This window comes from Kitasatospora sp. NPDC088134 (assembly GCF_044741705.1).
Lineage (GTDB): Bacteria > Actinomycetota > Actinomycetes > Streptomycetales > Streptomycetaceae > Kitasatospora.
Map to the genome: position 1 here is coordinate 868,721 of NZ_JBIUTD010000001.1, position 15,366 is coordinate 884,086.

At 76.1% G+C, this 15,366-nt stretch carries 12 protein-coding genes; 3 read left to right on the forward strand and 9 right to left on the reverse strand.

What is annotated here, in order from left to right:
* Window positions 1-222: 222 nt before the first annotated feature.
* Window positions 223-1,308 (reverse strand): prephenate dehydrogenase, encoded by a 1,086-nt coding sequence (locus ACIOHG_RS03450; RefSeq protein WP_400944760.1) that lies wholly within the window; start codon window positions 1,306-1,308, stop codon window positions 223-225.
* Between the two features lie 203 nt (window positions 1,309-1,511).
* On the opposite strand from ACIOHG_RS03450, the gene ACIOHG_RS03455 reads away from it, so the two are divergent.
* The 3 genes from ACIOHG_RS03455 (at window position 1,512) to ACIOHG_RS03465 (ending at window position 5,633) form a co-directional block, all read left to right on the forward strand.
* The gene (locus ACIOHG_RS03455) at window positions 1,512-3,629 is read left to right on the forward strand and encodes a DUF4139 domain-containing protein (RefSeq protein ID WP_400944762.1); all 2,118 of its coding nucleotides are present in this window, start codon (window positions 1,512-1,514) and stop codon (window positions 3,627-3,629) included.
* On the forward strand, window positions 3,626-5,203 hold the full coding sequence (locus ACIOHG_RS03460) for a DUF4139 domain-containing protein (protein ID WP_400944855.1): 1,578 nt from the start codon (window positions 3,626-3,628) through the stop codon (window positions 5,201-5,203). The genes ACIOHG_RS03455 and ACIOHG_RS03460 overlap by 4 nt, the downstream gene beginning before the upstream one ends.
* Before the next feature lie 67 nt (window positions 5,204-5,270).
* Window positions 5,271-5,633 carry a DUF952 domain-containing protein gene (locus ACIOHG_RS03465; protein WP_400944763.1) on the forward strand — a complete coding sequence of 121 codons (363 nt, stop codon included), beginning with the start codon at window positions 5,271-5,273 and terminating at the stop codon, window positions 5,631-5,633.
* A gap of 75 nt (window positions 5,634-5,708) precedes the next feature.
* Here the strand turns inward: ACIOHG_RS03465 and ACIOHG_RS03470 are convergent, their stop codons facing one another.
* From ACIOHG_RS03470 to ACIOHG_RS03505, 8 genes are all read right to left on the reverse strand, one after another.
* Complete coding sequence (locus tag ACIOHG_RS03470) at window positions 5,709-6,686, reverse strand: helix-turn-helix domain-containing protein (protein WP_400703635.1); 978 nt, start codon at window positions 6,684-6,686, stop codon at window positions 5,709-5,711.
* A 216-nt stretch (window positions 6,687-6,902) separates the two neighbouring features.
* Window positions 6,903-8,219 (reverse strand): pseudouridine synthase, encoded by a 1,317-nt coding sequence (locus ACIOHG_RS03475; RefSeq protein ID WP_400944765.1) that lies wholly within the window; start codon window positions 8,217-8,219, stop codon window positions 6,903-6,905.
* Window positions 8,212-8,814, reverse strand: a complete 603-nt coding sequence (gene scpB / locus ACIOHG_RS03480; protein WP_400944857.1) for an SMC-Scp complex subunit ScpB — start codon at window positions 8,812-8,814, stop codon at window positions 8,212-8,214. The genes ACIOHG_RS03475 and scpB overlap by 8 nt, the downstream gene beginning before the upstream one ends.
* A 269-nt stretch (window positions 8,815-9,083) precedes the next feature.
* Complete coding sequence (locus tag ACIOHG_RS03485; protein ID WP_400944767.1) at window positions 9,084-9,887, reverse strand: segregation and condensation protein A; 804 nt, start codon at window positions 9,885-9,887, stop codon at window positions 9,084-9,086.
* Window positions 9,888-9,929: 42 nt separating this feature from the next.
* Complete coding sequence (locus ACIOHG_RS03490; protein ID WP_400944769.1) at window positions 9,930-10,382, reverse strand: hypothetical protein; 453 nt, start codon at window positions 10,380-10,382, stop codon at window positions 9,930-9,932.
* A gap of 41 nt (window positions 10,383-10,423) precedes the next feature.
* A complete protein-coding gene (locus tag ACIOHG_RS03495; protein WP_400703623.1) occupies window positions 10,424-11,485 on the reverse strand; it encodes a ParA family protein in 1,062 nt (353 codons plus the stop codon).
* Between the two features lie 460 nt (window positions 11,486-11,945).
* The gene (gene ald, locus ACIOHG_RS03500; RefSeq protein WP_099903702.1) at window positions 11,946-13,061 is read right to left on the reverse strand and encodes an alanine dehydrogenase; all 1,116 of its coding nucleotides are present in this window, start codon (window positions 13,059-13,061) and stop codon (window positions 11,946-11,948) included.
* A 240-nt stretch (window positions 13,062-13,301) separates the two neighbouring features.
* Entirely contained in the window at window positions 13,302-15,215 is a 1,914-nt protein-coding gene (locus tag ACIOHG_RS03505) for an AAA family ATPase (RefSeq protein ID WP_400944772.1), read from the reverse strand.
* Window positions 15,216-15,366 lie beyond the last annotated feature (151 nt).

A 15,366-nucleotide genomic window follows, 5' to 3' on the forward strand; every position in this document is an offset into this window, starting at 1 on the left:
CCCAAGGTTAATGGACCCGCCCCCACACCCCACGCCACAGCTCCCCGCCCCCGCCCAGCACCCGCCCCGCGCAGCGGGTGGTCCCCGCCCGGCACCCGCCTGCGGCGAGCCGCAAAGGCCCGAACGAACCCACCTCAAAAATCCTCCGGCCCCGCCCGCCACCGGGCCGCAGGCCACCCCACCCCAAAAATCCCCCGCGCCCGCCCCCGCGCAGCGGGTTGTTCAGTCCCGGACGCCCCAGCCGCGTTCGCGCAGGCCCGCGGTCAGGGCGCGGACGACCGTCGGGGCGACGGCGAGTTGGACGTGGCCGACCTGCTGGCCGGTGGAGTGCTCGATCGTCACGTCCTCGATGTTGACGCCGAGGGCGCCGACCTCGCCGAAGAGGCGGCCGAGTTCGCCGGGCTGGTCGCCGAGGACGACGGTGACGGTCTCGTAGCGGGTGGGCGGGGCCCCGTGCTTGCCGGGGATGCGGGCCTGCCCGGTGTTGCCGCGGCGCATGACGGCCTCGATCCCGGCGGCGCCGGCCCGGCGGGCGCCCTCGTCGGAGGTCTGCAGCGCCCGCAGCGCGGCGACCGTCTCGGCGAGGTCCGCGGCGAGGTCGTCCAGCACGTCGGCGACCACGCCCGCGTTGGCGGAGAGGATGTCGACCCACATCGCGGGGTTGGAGGCGGCGATCCGGGTGACGTCGCGCACGCCCTGCCCGGAGAGCCGGACGGCGGTCTCCTCGGCGTGTTCGAGCCGGGCCGCGAGCAGCGAGGAGAGCAGTTGGGGGGCGTGCGAGACCAGCGCGACGGCCCGGTCGTGGTCGGCGGCGTCCATCACGATCGGCATCGCGCCGCACAGCGCGACGAGTTCGAGCGCGGCGTTGAGCGTGCCGGTGTCGGTGTCGGCGGTGGGCGTGAGCACCCAGGGGCGGCCCTCGAAGAGGTCGGCGGTGGCGGCGAGCGGCCCGGAGCGCTCGCGGCCGGCCATCGGGTGCGAGCCGATGTAGTGCACGGTGTCGAGGCCGAGCGCGGCGATCTCGCCGCGCGGCCCGGCCTTGACGCTGGCGACGTCGGTGTAGGCGCGGGCCAGGCCGCGCCGCTGCGCGTCGGCGAGGACCTTGCCGACCAAGGCCGGGGGGACGGCGACGATCGCCAGGTCGACGGGGCCGTCGGCGGGGTCGGTGGTGCCGGCGCCGAGCGAGGCGGCCGTGCGGGCGGCGTCCTGGTCGGCGTCCTCCAGGTGCACGCTTATGCCCCGGCGGGTGAGGGCGAGCGCGGCGGAGGTGCCGATCAGTCCGGTGCCGATGACGGCGGCTGTGCGCATGGCGGGTTCTCGTCTCCCGGTCGGGCGGAGGCTGGCGGCCCCATTGTCTCGCACCGGCTGTCTCGCACCGGCGCGGGCGCCCGCAGACCGCCCCGGGGCGCCGCCCGGGCCGACGCGCAGCGGAAATCCGCGTCCGGTGACGGGTGTTGGGTGCAGACTGGGCGCCCGGGTCCGGGGCACGGGCCCGTGGCGAAGGGGGCGAGGTGGCGGGGCAGCAGGCGGTGTGGGAGTCGAGGCTGGACTCGGTGGTGGTGCACGCGGTGGGCGCGGTGTGCCGCCGCCGGACGGCGGGCGTGGTCCCGGCGGACGGGCGGGTGCGGGTGGCGGGGCTGCCGCGGCTCGCCGCGGCGGGGTCGCTGCGGGTGCGGGTGGTCTCGGGCGGGGCGCGGGTCGCCGAGGCCCGGCTGGAGCCGGTGGAGGAGCTCCGCGCGGAGGACGGCCGGCCGGGCTGGGAGCGGGAGCTGGCGGAGCTCGCGGCGGAGCGCGACCGCCTGACGGAGCGTCACCGGCGGCTGGAGGAGCGGATCGCGGAGGTGGCGGGGCTGCGCCCGGTGCCGCCGCCGCGGCGCGAGGACGGGGGCCTGCGCCGGGCCCCGGCGGACGCGGTGCTGGCGCTGGCCGAGTTCGTGGACGCCCGGCTGGCGGTGCTGCAGGAGCGCGCGGTGGAGCTGGCGCAGCGGGTGCGGGAGGCGGAGCACGCCTTCGAGGTGGCGTTCGCGGCCGCGCAGCGCCGGTCGAGCGCCGAGCGGCCCGGCGGAGTGGAGTCGGCGGCGCGGGCGGTGCTGTCGGTACGCGGCGAGGGCCCGGTGGAGCTGGAGGTGGAGTACGCGGTGCCGGGCGCGGTGTGGGTGCCGACGTACCGGCTGGCGCACCGCCGGGGCGAGCGTTCGGCGTCGCTGGTGCTGCGGGCCTCGGTGGCGCAGCGGACGGGCGAGGACTGGTCGGGGGTGCGGCTGGCGCTGTCGACGGCGGACCTGACCAGGTCGAACGCGCTGCCGAAGCTGGGTTCGCTGCGGATCGGGCGGCGGCAGGAGCCGGTGGCGCCGTCGGGCTGGCGGGCGCAGCCGGCCGGCCTGGACGAGCTGTTCGGCGGCTGGCAGGACGCCCAGTCGGCGCGCCCGGCGCCGCGCGAGGTGCGCGAGTCCCTGGCGGTGCCGGTGTCGGCGGCGGGCGGCGGGGCCCCGGGACCGCAGCCGAAACCGCACCCGCACCCGCAGCCGCAGGCGCGCCCGGCGGCGAAGCGGGCCCGGATCGGCGGCGCGCCGCCCGCGCCGGGCCTCGCCCCGCAGGGGCCGGCCGGTCCGCCGTCGTTCGCGGGCCCGCCGCCGCTGCCGCCGATGGCGTCGATGCCCGCGTCGATGCCCGCGCCGGTGCCGCCGCCCGCGCCGATGGCGTACGGAGCGGCCGCCCCGGCGGCGTTCCTGGCGGACGAGGCCCACCGGGGCGCCCCCGCGCCGGAGCCGTCGGAGCCGTCGGAGCCGGCCGGCCCGCTGCCCTCGGAGGACCAGTTGGACTATCCGGCGATGGTGCTGGCGGGCCCGGAGGAGGCGTCGTTCCGGCGCGGCCGGCTGTTCCCGGAGCCGGTGCGGCCGGGCGGCGGCGGTGGCGGGGCCGCGCTGCGCGAGGCGGAGGCGGTGGGCCTGCTGCCGCTGCCGCGGTTCGGGGCGCCGCCGCGCCTGTCGGCGGGCTCGTTCGACCACCGGTACGACGCGGCGGCCCCGGCCGACATCCCGTCGGACGGGGTGTGGCACACGGTGGCGGTGGCGGAGCTGACGGTCGGCGCGGCGAGCAGCTACGTGTGCGTGCCGTCGGTGGAGGAGGCGGTGTACGGGGTGCTGGAGCTGTCGAACGCGACGCCGCACGCACTGCTGGCCGGGCCGGTGGAGGTGTCGGTGGACGGCGACTTCCTGCTGACCGCGGGGCTGCCGACGCTGGCGCCGGGCGGGGTGCGGGAGCTGGGCCTGGGCCGGGCGGAGGAGCTGCGGGTGGCCCGGCACACCGAGCTGCGGGAGTCGACGTCGGGGGTGCTGAAGTCGACGACGGTGCTGGACCACGGGGTGCGGATCGAGCTGGTGAACCGGCTGCCGCACGAGGCGTCGGTGGAGGTCCGCGAACGGGTGCCGGTGTCGGCCGACCCGGAGGTGCGGATCGAGGAGCGGCCGGGCTGGTCCCCGCCGCGGGAGCCGTCCGCCGAGGTCCCGGCCTCGGCCCGGCTGCGCCGGGTGGTGGTGCCGCCCGGCGGGACGGTGGAAGTGACGGGCGGTTACGTGGTGCACATCCCGGCCGGCCGGGCCGTGGTCGGCGGGAACCGGAGGAGCTGAACGTGACGGACGAGGCGATCGCCCTGCCGGTGACCGCGGTCACCTGCCTGGAGGACCGGGCGCAGGTGGAGCGGACGGCGGGGCTGGAACTGGCGGCGGGCGCGCACCGGCTGCGGCTGGGGCCGGTGTCGGCGCTGGCGGTGGACCGCTCGCTGCACGCGGCGCTGCTGGACGCCGACGGCGGCCCGGCCGCGGCGGCGAAGGTGCTGGACGTGCGGCTGGTGCGGTCCTGGCAGCCGCCGGCGCCGGTCGCGCCGGGGCCGGACGACTCGGCGCTGCGCCGCCGGGTGCACGAGCTGGAGCGCGAGCACCTGGCCGAGCAGCGCCGCCAGGAGCGGCTGCAGGCCCGGCTGGCGCTGCTCGGGCAGCTGGCGGCGGACCTGCTGCGGGAGATCGGCGAGGCCGCGGGCCTCGGCGAGCCGGAGCAGGCCCGCTGGACCAGGGAGCTGGACCGGGTGGACGCCGAGCGGGAGTCGTACGGGGAGCAGTTGCGGGCCTCCCGGGTGCGCTCGGTGGAGCTGGTGGCGGACCTGGCGGCGGCCGAGGAGGCGCTGGACCGGGCCGAGGAGGAGCCGGCCGAGCTGCTGGCGTTCGTCGAGCTGGCGGTGGAGTGCGCGGCGCCGGGCCGGTTCCTGGCCCGGGTGGGGCACCTGACGGCGTGCGCGCTGTGGCGTCCGGCGTACCGGGCGGAGCTGGTCGGCGGCGTGCTGCGGCTGGAGACCGGGGCGGTGGTGTGGCAGCGCACCGGCGAGGACTGGTCGGGGGTGCGGCTGACGCTGTCGACGGCGCGCTCGGCGCTGGCGGGCGAGCCGCCGGCGCTGGCCGAGGACCGGCTGGTGCTGCGGGAGCGCTCGGCGCAGGAGAAGAAGACCGTGGAGGTGGAGCTGCGCGAGCAGGCGGTCGCCGACGCGGGGCCGCTGGAGCCGGGCCTGCCGGGCGTGGACGACGGCGGCGAGGTGCGGGTGCTGCGGGTCGAGGGGCCGGTGTCGGTGCCCTCGGACGGGCGGGCGCACCGGCTGCCGGTGAGCGCGTTCGAGACGGCGGCGCGCAGCGAGTTCGCGGCGGCGCCGGAGCTGTCGGAGGCGGTGACGGAGGTGGTGTCGTTCCGCAACGCCTCGGGGCACGCGCTGCTGGCGGGCCCGGTGGACCTGGTCCGCGGCTCGGGCCACGTCGGCCGGGGCGCGCTGGAGTTCGCGGCGCCGGGCGCGCCGGTCCGGCTGGCGTTCGGCTCCTCGGACGGGCTGCGGGTGGTCCGGGAGGCGGAGGAGCGCCGGGAGGGTACGGGCCTGGGCGGGCAGCGGACGCTGGTGACGCGCACGGTGCGGCTGCACCTGTCGCACGCGGCGCCGCCGGAGGAGGCCGCCGAGCGGGTGGTGACGGTCCGTGAGCGGGTCCCGGTGTCGGAGGTGTCGGCGGTCCAGGTGCGGCTGCGCAAGGAGCACTGCTCACCGCCGCCGGACGAGCTGGACGCCGACGGCATCGCCCGCTGGGAGGTGCCGCTGCCGCCGGGCGGGCGGCGCACGGTGACGCTGGTGTACGAGATCGCGGCGGCGGCGAAGGTGGCGGGCCTGTGAACCGCCCCCTGAACCGCCCCCGCCGCGCTCCCGCCCGGGCCGGGTCCGCTCCGGTACAAAAGGAGGCATGATCTACCACCTCGCCCCGCTGGACGACTGGCTGCGCGACCCGGGCCGGCCGTACACCGCCGCCTCGCTGCTCTCCGACGGCTTCCTGCACTGCTCCCCCGACGAGGAGACGGCGCTGGCGGTGGCCAACCTGTTCTTCCGGGACGCCCCGGACCCGCTGATGGCCCTGCTGATCGAGGAGCGCCTGGTGGAGCCGATGGTGAAGTGGGAGGCGGCGACCGGCGGCCCGCCGCCCGGGGTCCGGGAGGACGTGCTGTTCCCGCACGTCTACGGGCGGCTGAACCGCACCGCGGTGGTCGGCCTGGAGCGGCTGGAGCGCGGCCCGGACGGGCGCTGGGCCGCGCTGCTGCCCTGGAGCTGACGCACCCTCAACCGGGCCGCCGGAGGGCCGTCAGGGCCCCCTGGCGGCCCGTCCGGGGGCCGTTGTGCCGGGAGGTCAGAGCCAGCCGCGTTCGCGGGCCGCCATGCCGGCCTGGAACCGGGTGGTGGCGCCGAGCTCGCGCATCAGGCCCTGCAGGCGGCGCTGGGTGGTGCGGGCGCTCCAGCCGAGCGAGCGGGCGATCGACTCGTCGGTGAGGCCGGCCGCGAGCAGTCCGAGCAGCTTCAGGTGGTCGGAGTCCGGGCCGGGGCCCTCGCCGTCGCCGAGCACGGTCTGCAGCGGCACGGCCCGCTCCCACTCGGCCTCGAACAGCGCGTCCAGGGCCTGCAGCAGCGCCGACGGGTGGATCACGTAGGCGGCGTCCAGGACGCTGTCGCCGACGCTGATCGGGATGATCGCCATCTTGTCGTCGGCCATCATCATCTTCATCGGCAGCACCGGCCGGACCCGGGCCTCCTCGCCGTCCTCGACACCGGTGAGGATCTCCTGCTCCAGCCGCCCGGGCCAGGCGATCGCCTCCTTGTCGAAGACGGTGCGGATCCGCACCCCGGCCTTGAGCTTGGCCCGCTGCCGGGGCTGCTGGACGGTCGGGTCCTGCACGTACGGCGGGCAGTCGAAGCCGCGGATCTGGTACTGGCTGGTCTCGATCAGGTGCTCCAGCCGCTGGGCGATCGCCTCGCCGCCGGTCAGCACCTCCACCGAGTGCGCCGGGTCGGTGTACCGGGACGCCTCCCGGAAGGCGTCCATCAGCCGGTGCATCTCGGCGCGGGCGCTGCGCAGTTCGGCCTCGCGGTGGCCGATCAGGGTGCCGATGGCGACGTCGGGGGCGACCGACAGGTAGCGCTCCCGGTCGACCGGGGCGCGGGTCGCCATGCCCTGTTCGGCGAGCCGGTCCAGGGCGTCCCGGCACTGCTCCAGGGTGAGGCCGCAGTGCTCGGCGAGCTCCTGGGCGGTCGACTGCGGTGCGACGACCAGTGCGGCGTACACCTGGCCGTCGGGACGGCCGAGGCCCAGCACTGCGAATGCGTCGAGCATGGTGGTGGTTCCTTCCCCCGCCGCCCGGTGGCCTGAACGCGATGGCGCACTTCCGCCACGCGCCGGGGCGAACTTCGGTGGCAATCTTCTGCCACCGAACCGTGCGATAGCAAGGCCGTGCGGTGCGCCTCACATGTCAAGACCGGGCAAAATCGTGACGTGAACGCGCCGAGGGCCCGTCCGCAGGGGTGCGGACGGGCCCTCGGACGGCGGTCCCTACAGGCCGACCTCGTTCATCAGGGTGCCGACCTCGGGGTTGGTCAGGCGGCGCAGCCAGCCCGACTTCTGGTCGCCCAGCGCGATCGGGCCGAAGGCGGTGCGCACCAGCCGGTCGACCGGGAAGCCGACCTCGGCGAGCAGCCGCCGCACGATGTGCTTGCGGCCCTCGTGCAGGGTCACCTCGACCATGTAGTTCTTGCCGAGGTTGGAGATCACCCGGAAGCTGTCGGCGCGGGCCCAGCCGTCCTCCAGCTCGACGCCCTTGGCCAGGATCTTGCCGAGGTCGCGCGGCAGCGGCCCCTGGATCGCCGCCAGGTACGTCTTGGTGACGCCGTACTTGGGGTGGGTCAGGCGGTGCGCCAGCTCGCCGTGGTTGGTGAGCAGGATGATGCCCTCGGTCTCGGTGTCCAGGCGGCCGACGTGGAACAGCCGGGTCTCCCGGTTGGTCACGTAGTCGCCGAGGCACTGCCGGCCCTCCGGGTCCTCCATGGTGGAGACCACGCCGGCCGGCTTGTTGAGCGCGAAGAACAGGTACGACTGGGTGGCGACGGTCAGGCCGTCCACCTTGATCTCGTCGTTCTCCGGGTGGACCCGGCGGCCCTGCTCCAGCACGGTCTCGCCGTTGACGTCGACCCGGCCCTGCGCGATCAGCTCCTCGCAGGCGCGCCGGCTGCCCATGCCGGCCCGGGCCAGCACCTTCTGCAGGCGCTCGCCGTCCTCGCCGACCTCCTTGCCGGGGCCCTCGTGCCGGGCCAGCACCCGGTCCTCGATCCGGCCCTGCAGCTCCCGGGAGCGCTGCGGCTGGCGCCGCGGGTCGCCGGGCGCGCCCTGCCCGTCCCGGCGCGGCCGGGGGGCCGGCGCGGGCTTGCGGGAGCCGAAGGCGCCGCGCCCGGGCGTCGCGTTCGGGCCGCCGCCGAACTCGGGGCGGTCGTACTTGCGCTCCTCGGGCCGCAGCGGACGGTCCGGGTAGCGGCGCTCCTCGCGCCGGTCCCCGCCGCCGCTGCCGCCGCGCTGCCCGCCGCCGTACGAGCCGGAGCCCGCACCGTACGAGCCGGAGCCGCCCGACCGGCCGCCGCGGTCGTAGCCGCCCTGCCCGCCGCCGCTGCCCCCGCGGCCGCCGCCGTGGCCGCCCGAGCCCGAGCCGCCGTACCCGCCGCCACCGCCGCGCGAGGACTGCCCGCCGCGCCCGCCGCCGCTGCCGCCCCCGTAGGAGCCGGAGCCGCCCCGGCTCCCGCCCTGCTGACCGCCGCGGCCGCCCTGCCCGCCCCGGCCCTGGCCGCCGCTGTTCCTGCCGTTGCCACCACTGCTACGCATCAAATGTCCGTACGTCGTATTCCGTCTGGTCGGCCTGGTTCGGCCTCGGCCCCTCCTGTGCGGCGGCGACCGCCTGCGCGATCATCGTGCCCTCCAGGGACTCCGTTTCCACGTCGTCGACCTCGGGCAGGAAGGGCGCGAGCTCCGGCAGCTCGTCCAGGCCGCGCAGCCCCATCCGTTCCAGGAAGTAGTTCGTCGTCCGATACAGGATCGCTCCGGTCTCGGGCTCGGTGCCGGCTTCTTCGACCAGTCCTCGCTGTACCAGGGTACGCATCACGCCGTCGCAGTTCACACCACGGACCGCGGAAACCCGCCCGCGCGACACCGGCTGCCGGTAGGCGACCACCGCCAGCGTCTCCAGCGCCGCCTGCGTCAGCCTGGCCTGTTGCCCGTCCAGGACGAACCGGTCGACGGCCGCCGAGCACTCCGCGCGGCTGTAGAAACGCCAGCCGCCGGCCACCGGCCGGAGTTCGAAACCGCGCCCCTGCGCCGTGTACTCGCCCGCCAACTGGCGCAGCGCGAGCGCCACTTCGTCCTTCGGCGCGTCCAGCACGTGGGCCAGCCGGGCCTCCGCGACGGGCTCGTCGGCGACCATCAGCACCGCCTCCAGCGCGGCCCGCAGCGGCACCCCGTCCGGCCCCGCGGAAGGCCCGACGACCGGCTCCGCGGCAGGCCGCTCGGCAGACTCCTCGGGCGCCGCGGGAGGCGCCGCGGGAGGCGCCGCCGGAGGCTCCTCGGCGGCGGGCAGCGCGAGGACCCGCTCGACCGGCTCCGGCCGCTCGCCCTCGGGGTACGCCGACTCCTGCCACTCCTGCGGCCGGGGCGCCCCGGGCAGGCCGAGCGTCCGGCGCGGCTGCCGCTCCGTCATGCGCTTCCGCCTTCCTCACGGCCGCCCGCGGGGCGGTCGAACTCGTCGGTGACCTCGATCGTCCGGTCCGCCCCGGCGACCCAGCGCACCACCAGCTCCCCCAGCGCCTCCGGCTGCTCGAAGGCGAGCGCCCGCTCCCGGTACAGCTCCAGCAGGGCCAGGAACCGGGCCACCACCACCAGGGTGTTCCCGGCGTCGGCGACCAGCCGCCCGAAGCCGGCCTCGCCGAGCGCGGCCAGCCGCTCGGCGAGCAGCGCGGCCTGCTCGCGGACGCTGACCGGCGGCATGTGGATGTGGTCGACGTACACGGCCGGCGCCGGCTTCGGCGTGAACGCCTTCGCGGCGAGGGCCGCGAACCGCTCGGGGCCGATCGACAGCACCACCTCGGGCAGCAGCTGCGCGTGGTGCGGCTCCAGGCCGACGGTGCGCGGGCGGCGCAGCGACTCGGCGGCCCAGCGCTCCGCGAACAGGCCGGCCACCCGCTTGTAGGCCCGGTACTGGAGCAGCCGCGCGAACAGCAGGTCGCGGGCCTCCAGCAGGGCCAGGTCCGCCTCGTCCTCGATCTCGGCGGCGGGCAGCAGCCGGGCCGCCTTGAGGTCGAGCAGGGTGGCGGCGACCACCAGGAACTCGGTCGCCGCGTCGAGGTCCCACTCGGGGCCCATCGCCCGGATGTGGGCGACGAACTCGTCGGTGACCTTCGACAGCGCCACCTCGGTGACGTCCAGCTTGTGCTTGGCGATCAGCCCGAGCAGCAGGTCGAACGGCCCCTCGAAGTTCTCCAACCGGACCTGGAACGCCATGACGTCACATTCTGGCAGATCCCGGGCACGGTCCGGCGGCGGTCAGCGGCCGCGCAGCCGCCGCACCAGGATCGAGGCCTCGCCGCGCTGCTCCAGGTCGGCGAGGACGACCGAGATCGCCTCCCGGACGACCCGGCCGCGGTCGACGGCGAGGCCGTGCTCGCCGCGCAGGACCAGGCGGGCGTGCTCCAGGTCCATCAGCTCCTCGGCGGAGACGTACACGGTGATCTTCTCGTCGTGCCGCTCCCGCCCGGAGGACCGCCGGGCCCGGCCGCGGCCGCGCACGGTCGCGGAGGCGGCCCGGCGGGTCTCCGCAGGGTCCTCGGGGCCTGCCTGGGGGCTCGCCGGGTCGGCCTCCGGCCGGGCGGCCGGGACGTCCGCGGTGCGGGCGTTCGCGGGGGCCTCGCCGCCGCGGGGCGGCTCCTGCCCGGCCGGGCCGGGGGCGGCGGGGGCGGCGCCGTTGCCGTTGCGCGCGAGCGAGGGCGACAGGGCCATTCCGCCGGTCGATCGGAACAGCTCGTCGGCCCCCGGGAGGCTCACTCGGCGGGGCGGCACCGGTCGAGCACCTCCCTGGCGAGCTGGCGGTAGGCGGCGGCGCCGACCGAGTTGGTGGCGTACGTGGTGATCGGCTCGCCGGCCACGGTGGTCTCCGGGAACCTGACGGTCCGTCCGATGACGGTGTGGAAGACGTGCTCGCCGAACGCCTCGACGACCCGGGCCAGCACCTCGCGGCTGTGCACGGTGCGGGAGTCGTACATGGTCGCCAGGATGCCGTCCAGGCGCAGGTCCGGGTTGAGCCGCTCGCAGACCTTCTCGATCGTCTCGGTGAGCAGCGCCACGCCGCGCAGCGCGAAGAACTCGCACTCCAGCGGGACGATCACGCTGTGCGCGGCGGTCAGCGCGTTCACCGTCAGCAGGCCCAGCGAGGGCTGGCAGTCGATGATCACGTAGTCGTAGTCGGGCAGCAGCGGCTTGAGCGCGCGGGCCAGCGCCGACTCGCGGGCGACCTCGCTGACCAGCTGCACCTCGGCGGCCGACAGGTCGATGTTCGACGGCAGCAGGTCCATGCCGGGGACGGCGGTCTTCAGCAGCACCTCGTCGGCCGTCAGGCCCCGCTCCATCAGCAGGTTGTAGACGGTGACGTCGAGTTCCATCGGGTTGACGCCGAGGCCGACCGAGAGGGCGCCCTGCGGGTCGAAGTCCACCAGCAGGACGCGGCGGCCGTACTCGGCCAGCGCGGCGCCGAGGTTGATGGTCGAGGTGGTCTTGCCGACCCCGCCCTTCTGGTTGCACATGGCGATGATCTGCGCGGGACCGTGCTCGGCCAGCGGCGCGGGGATCGGGAAGTACGGCAACGGGCGACCGGTCGGGCCGACCCGTTCGCGGCGCTGGCGGGCCGCGTCGGGGGCCAGGGTGGCGGCGTACTCCGGGTCCGGCTCGTACTCGGCGTCCGGGTCGTCGTACGGGCCGTAGCCGAGCTCGTTGTAGACCAGTCCGTACGCCGCGAAGTCGGTGTCGTAGTCACCGGCGGCGCCCGTCGCGCTCTGGCGCGCCTCGAAGGTGCGGACCGCGACCGAGCCGACCTCCTGCGCACCCACCGTGGCCTGCCGGGCTTCCTCGTTCGGCTGCCCGGCGGAGAGCTCCGCCAGTCCTGGCTGACCACCCCCGGGAGCAAATGTCGACTCATTCACAAGTCGTCTTACCTCCTTGGACGTCCAGGACTCTATGTCGATTCGTCAGCGTGGCAGCATGCCAACGGTTTGCGACTCTAGGCCGTTTCGGGCATTCGCAGCAACACAATCCACGGTAGTCGGCCCCATGTGTCGGGCTGCCACCCACTCCGTGTCAAGAGATGACCCTAACGTTTCCGCGCGGGCCACGGGGCCGTGAGGGCCCGTCAGGTGTCCTTGTCGACAGAGCGGGTGACGAAGCGCACCGGAATTGACCACCGCCGGACACCTCGGCGTCACCGGCGTGTCCGGACGGGCCCGGGCGGGCATGCCGAAGCCCCCGGCGCGTGGGGAGGGACGGCCGGGGGCGACAGCGGGTGAGGGGGCGTCAGGCGAGCACGCTCTCCAGGGAGACCGACTCCAGGCCGAAGGCCTCGGCGACGGCCGGGAAGGTGATCTGGCCCTCGTGCACGTTCAGGCCCTTGGCGAGCGCGGCGTCCCGGCGCAGCGCCTCCTTCCAGCCGCGGTTCGCCAGCTCCACCACGTACGGCAGGGTGGCGTTGGTGAGCGCGTAGGTGGAGGTGTTGGGGACGGCGCCCGGCATGTTGGCCACGCAGTAGAAGACCGAGTTGTGGACCTCGAAGGTCGGCTCGGCGTGCGTGGTGGGGTGCGAGTCCTCGAAGCAGCCGCCCTGGTCGATGGCGATGTCGACGAGCACGGAGCCCGGCTTCATCCGGGAGACCAGCTCGTTGGTGACCAGCTTGGGGGCCTTGGCGCCCGGGATCAGCACGGCGCCGATCACCAGGTCGGCCTCGATCACGGCCTTCTCCAGCTCGAAGGAGTTGGAGACGATCGCCTTGATCTTGTTGCCGAAGATCTTGTCGGCCTCGCGCAGCTTGTTGATGTCGCGGTCCAGCAGGGTCACGTCGTAGCCCATGCCGATGGCGATGGTGGCCGCGTGCCAGCCGGAGACGCCGCCGCCGATGACGACCGCCTTCGCCGGGTGGGTGCCGGGCACGCCGCCGGGCAGCACGCCGCGGCCGCCGGCCGGGCGCATCAGGTGGTAGGAGCCGACCTGCGGGGCCAGCCGGCCCGCGACCTCGGACATCGGGGCGAGCAGCGGGAGCGCGCCGTTGGGCAGCTGCACCGTCTCGTAGGCGATGGCGGTGGTGCCGGAGGCGACCAGCGCGTCGGTGCCGGCCCGGTCGGCGGCCAGGTGCAGGTAGGTGAAGAGGGTCTGGCCCTTGCGCAGGCGGTGGTACTCCTGCGCGATGGGCTCCTTCACCTTGAGGATCATGTCGGCCGCGGCCCACACCTCGTCGGCGGTGGGGAGGATGGTCGCGCCGGCGGCGACGTACTCCTCGTTGGGGATCGAGGAGCCGAGACCGGCGTTGTCCTCGATGACGACCTCGTGTCCGTTGCGGACCAGCTCATGCACGCCGGCGGGCGTGATGGCCACGCGGTACTCGTGGTTCTTGACCTCGCGGGGGATGCCGACCTTCACGGCTAACACGTCCTCTGTGCCATGGGGGAGTCCGACCGGGGAAGACCGGCGGGCGGCGCGCACGAAGGCAGAACGGAACATCCGGTGCATGGATCTATGCGCGACTGAGTTCGAGTGTAATGAAGCCCAGGTGGCCTGTCAGCCTTCCAAAGTGACCAATTCGGTCACGACCATTGGCAGGTTCGTAGGCTTGCATGCCTCCCAGCCCTACATTGCGGGTCGAACTCCGCATCTACGACATTACTCCGAAAGCGGACGAATCCCCTCCTGGCCGAGCTGCTCGCGCAGCCGCGCGGCCAGCGCCCCGACCTCCCGTTCCCCCGCCGCGTCGCCGGTCCGGCGCAGCACCGCCGCCGCCGACCGGTACTCCCGCAGCGCCTCCTCGAAGCGCCGCAGCGCGGTGTGCGCCTCCGCGAGGCGCACCAGCAGCCGGGCCTCGGCCGGCCGGTCCTCCAGCGCCTGCCGCAGCACCAGGGCCCGCCCGTACGCGTCGGCGGCGCGCACCGGCTCGCCGAGCGCCCGGTGGGTGTGCCCCACGCCCTCCAGCGCGCGGGCGCAGCCCGCCTCGTCGCCCGCCCCCCGGGAGAGGTCGACGGCCCGCCGGTAGCGCTGCCCGGCCTGCTCCCAGCGGCCCGCCGCGGCCTGCAGGTCGCCCAGGTTCAGCAGCGCGGCCGCGGCCCGGCGCGGCGCGCCCTGCCGCTCGGCGACCTTCAGCACCGACTCGTGCAGGGCGTGCAGGTCCGCCGGGGCGGCCTCGCCGGTCAGCGGCAGCGCCCGCAGCAGCGCCGTCACCAGCCGGCCCGCCGAACCGTCCAGGTCGCCCTGCCCGACCGCGTCCGCGACCGCCGCCAGCAGCTGCTCCCGCTCCCCCAGCAGCCAGCCGGCCGCCTGCCCGGCGGTCCGCAGCCGCAGCGGCCCCGGCAGCGGGTCCGGGTTCGGCCCGGCGGCCGGGTCGAGCAGCAGGCGCGCCGAGTCCACCAGCCGCACCAGCCGCTCCAGCAGCCGGGCCCGGGCCAGCTCCACCTCGGCCGGGCGGTCGAGCTCGCCGCGCAGCTCCAGCAGCCGCCCGTACAGCCGCCCCGGCACCCGGAACCGCTCGGTGCCGTCCGCGGCGGCGGGCTCGCGCTCCAGCAGCTCCAGTTCGGCCAGCGCCGCCAGCGCCGCCCCCGCCTCCGGGGCCGGGCAGCCGACCAGCGCCGACGCCGTCCGCAGGTCGACCTGCTGGCCCGGCGCGAGGGTGCACAGCCGCAGCAGCCGGGCCCGGGCGGCGGGCAGCCTGCGGTACGCCAGCTCGAACGCCCCGCGCAGCGGGTCGCCGTCCACCACCGGCACCGTGCCCGCGGCCGTCTCCACCCCTGCCTTCGCCTTCGCCTTTCCGGCGGTCGGCGGGGGCGGCGCGTCCTCCCCGGCCGGGGCGGGGCGCAGCCGGGCGGCGGCGTCGGTGACGGCCAGCCGGGGTTCGCCGCGCAGCCAGCCCGCGGCCAGCCGCAGCGCGGCCGGGCGGTTGGCGCAGGCTTCGGCGAGGTCGGCGGCGCCGACCGGGTCGCAGGAGATCCGGGTGCCGCCGACCAGCTCGCCCAGCAGGTCGACCGCCGCGCGGTGGTCCATCCCGCCGAGGATCACCGGGTCGATGCCCTCGATGCCCGTCAGCGGCCCGGAGGTGGTCGCCAGCAGCAGCGACCCGCTCTTCTCCGCGAGCAGCGGCCACACCTGCCCGGCGTCGCGGACGTCGTCCAGCAGCACCAGGGCCCGGCGCTGCCCCAGGGCCTCGCGCAGCGCCTCGCAGGCCGGGTCCTCCTCGGCGGCGCCGGGCAGCAGCGCCGCGCCGGGGCGCTCCCCGAGCTGGTCCAGCAGCACCCGGGCGGCCCGGCCGGGCCCGACCCGGGTGCCGTCGGGCGCGGACATCCGCACGTACAGCAGCCCGTCGGGGTGGTCGCCGGCCACCGACCGGGCCCAGTGCACCGCGAGCGCGGTGCGCCCCGAACCGGGCCGCCCGGCCAGCACCAGCAGCCGCCCGCGGCCCTGCGCGGGCCGCCCGGCCGCCACCGTGAGCGCCGTCAGCTCCGCCGCGCGCCCCGCGAACGGGCGGGCGCCCGCGGGCAGCGCGTCGAAGATCCCGGCCGCTTCGGCCACCGCCGCCGTCTTCCTCGCCACCCGCGCCACTCCCGACCCGTCGCCCAGCGAACCGAACCCTGTCCGCGAAGCGTAGTTCGAGCGCCCCTCCCCACCGGGACACCCCGGTATGACCAACCGCCGAATCACCCCGCCGGCGCAAAGCCCGGAGGCTCGATACCCGGCGACGCGA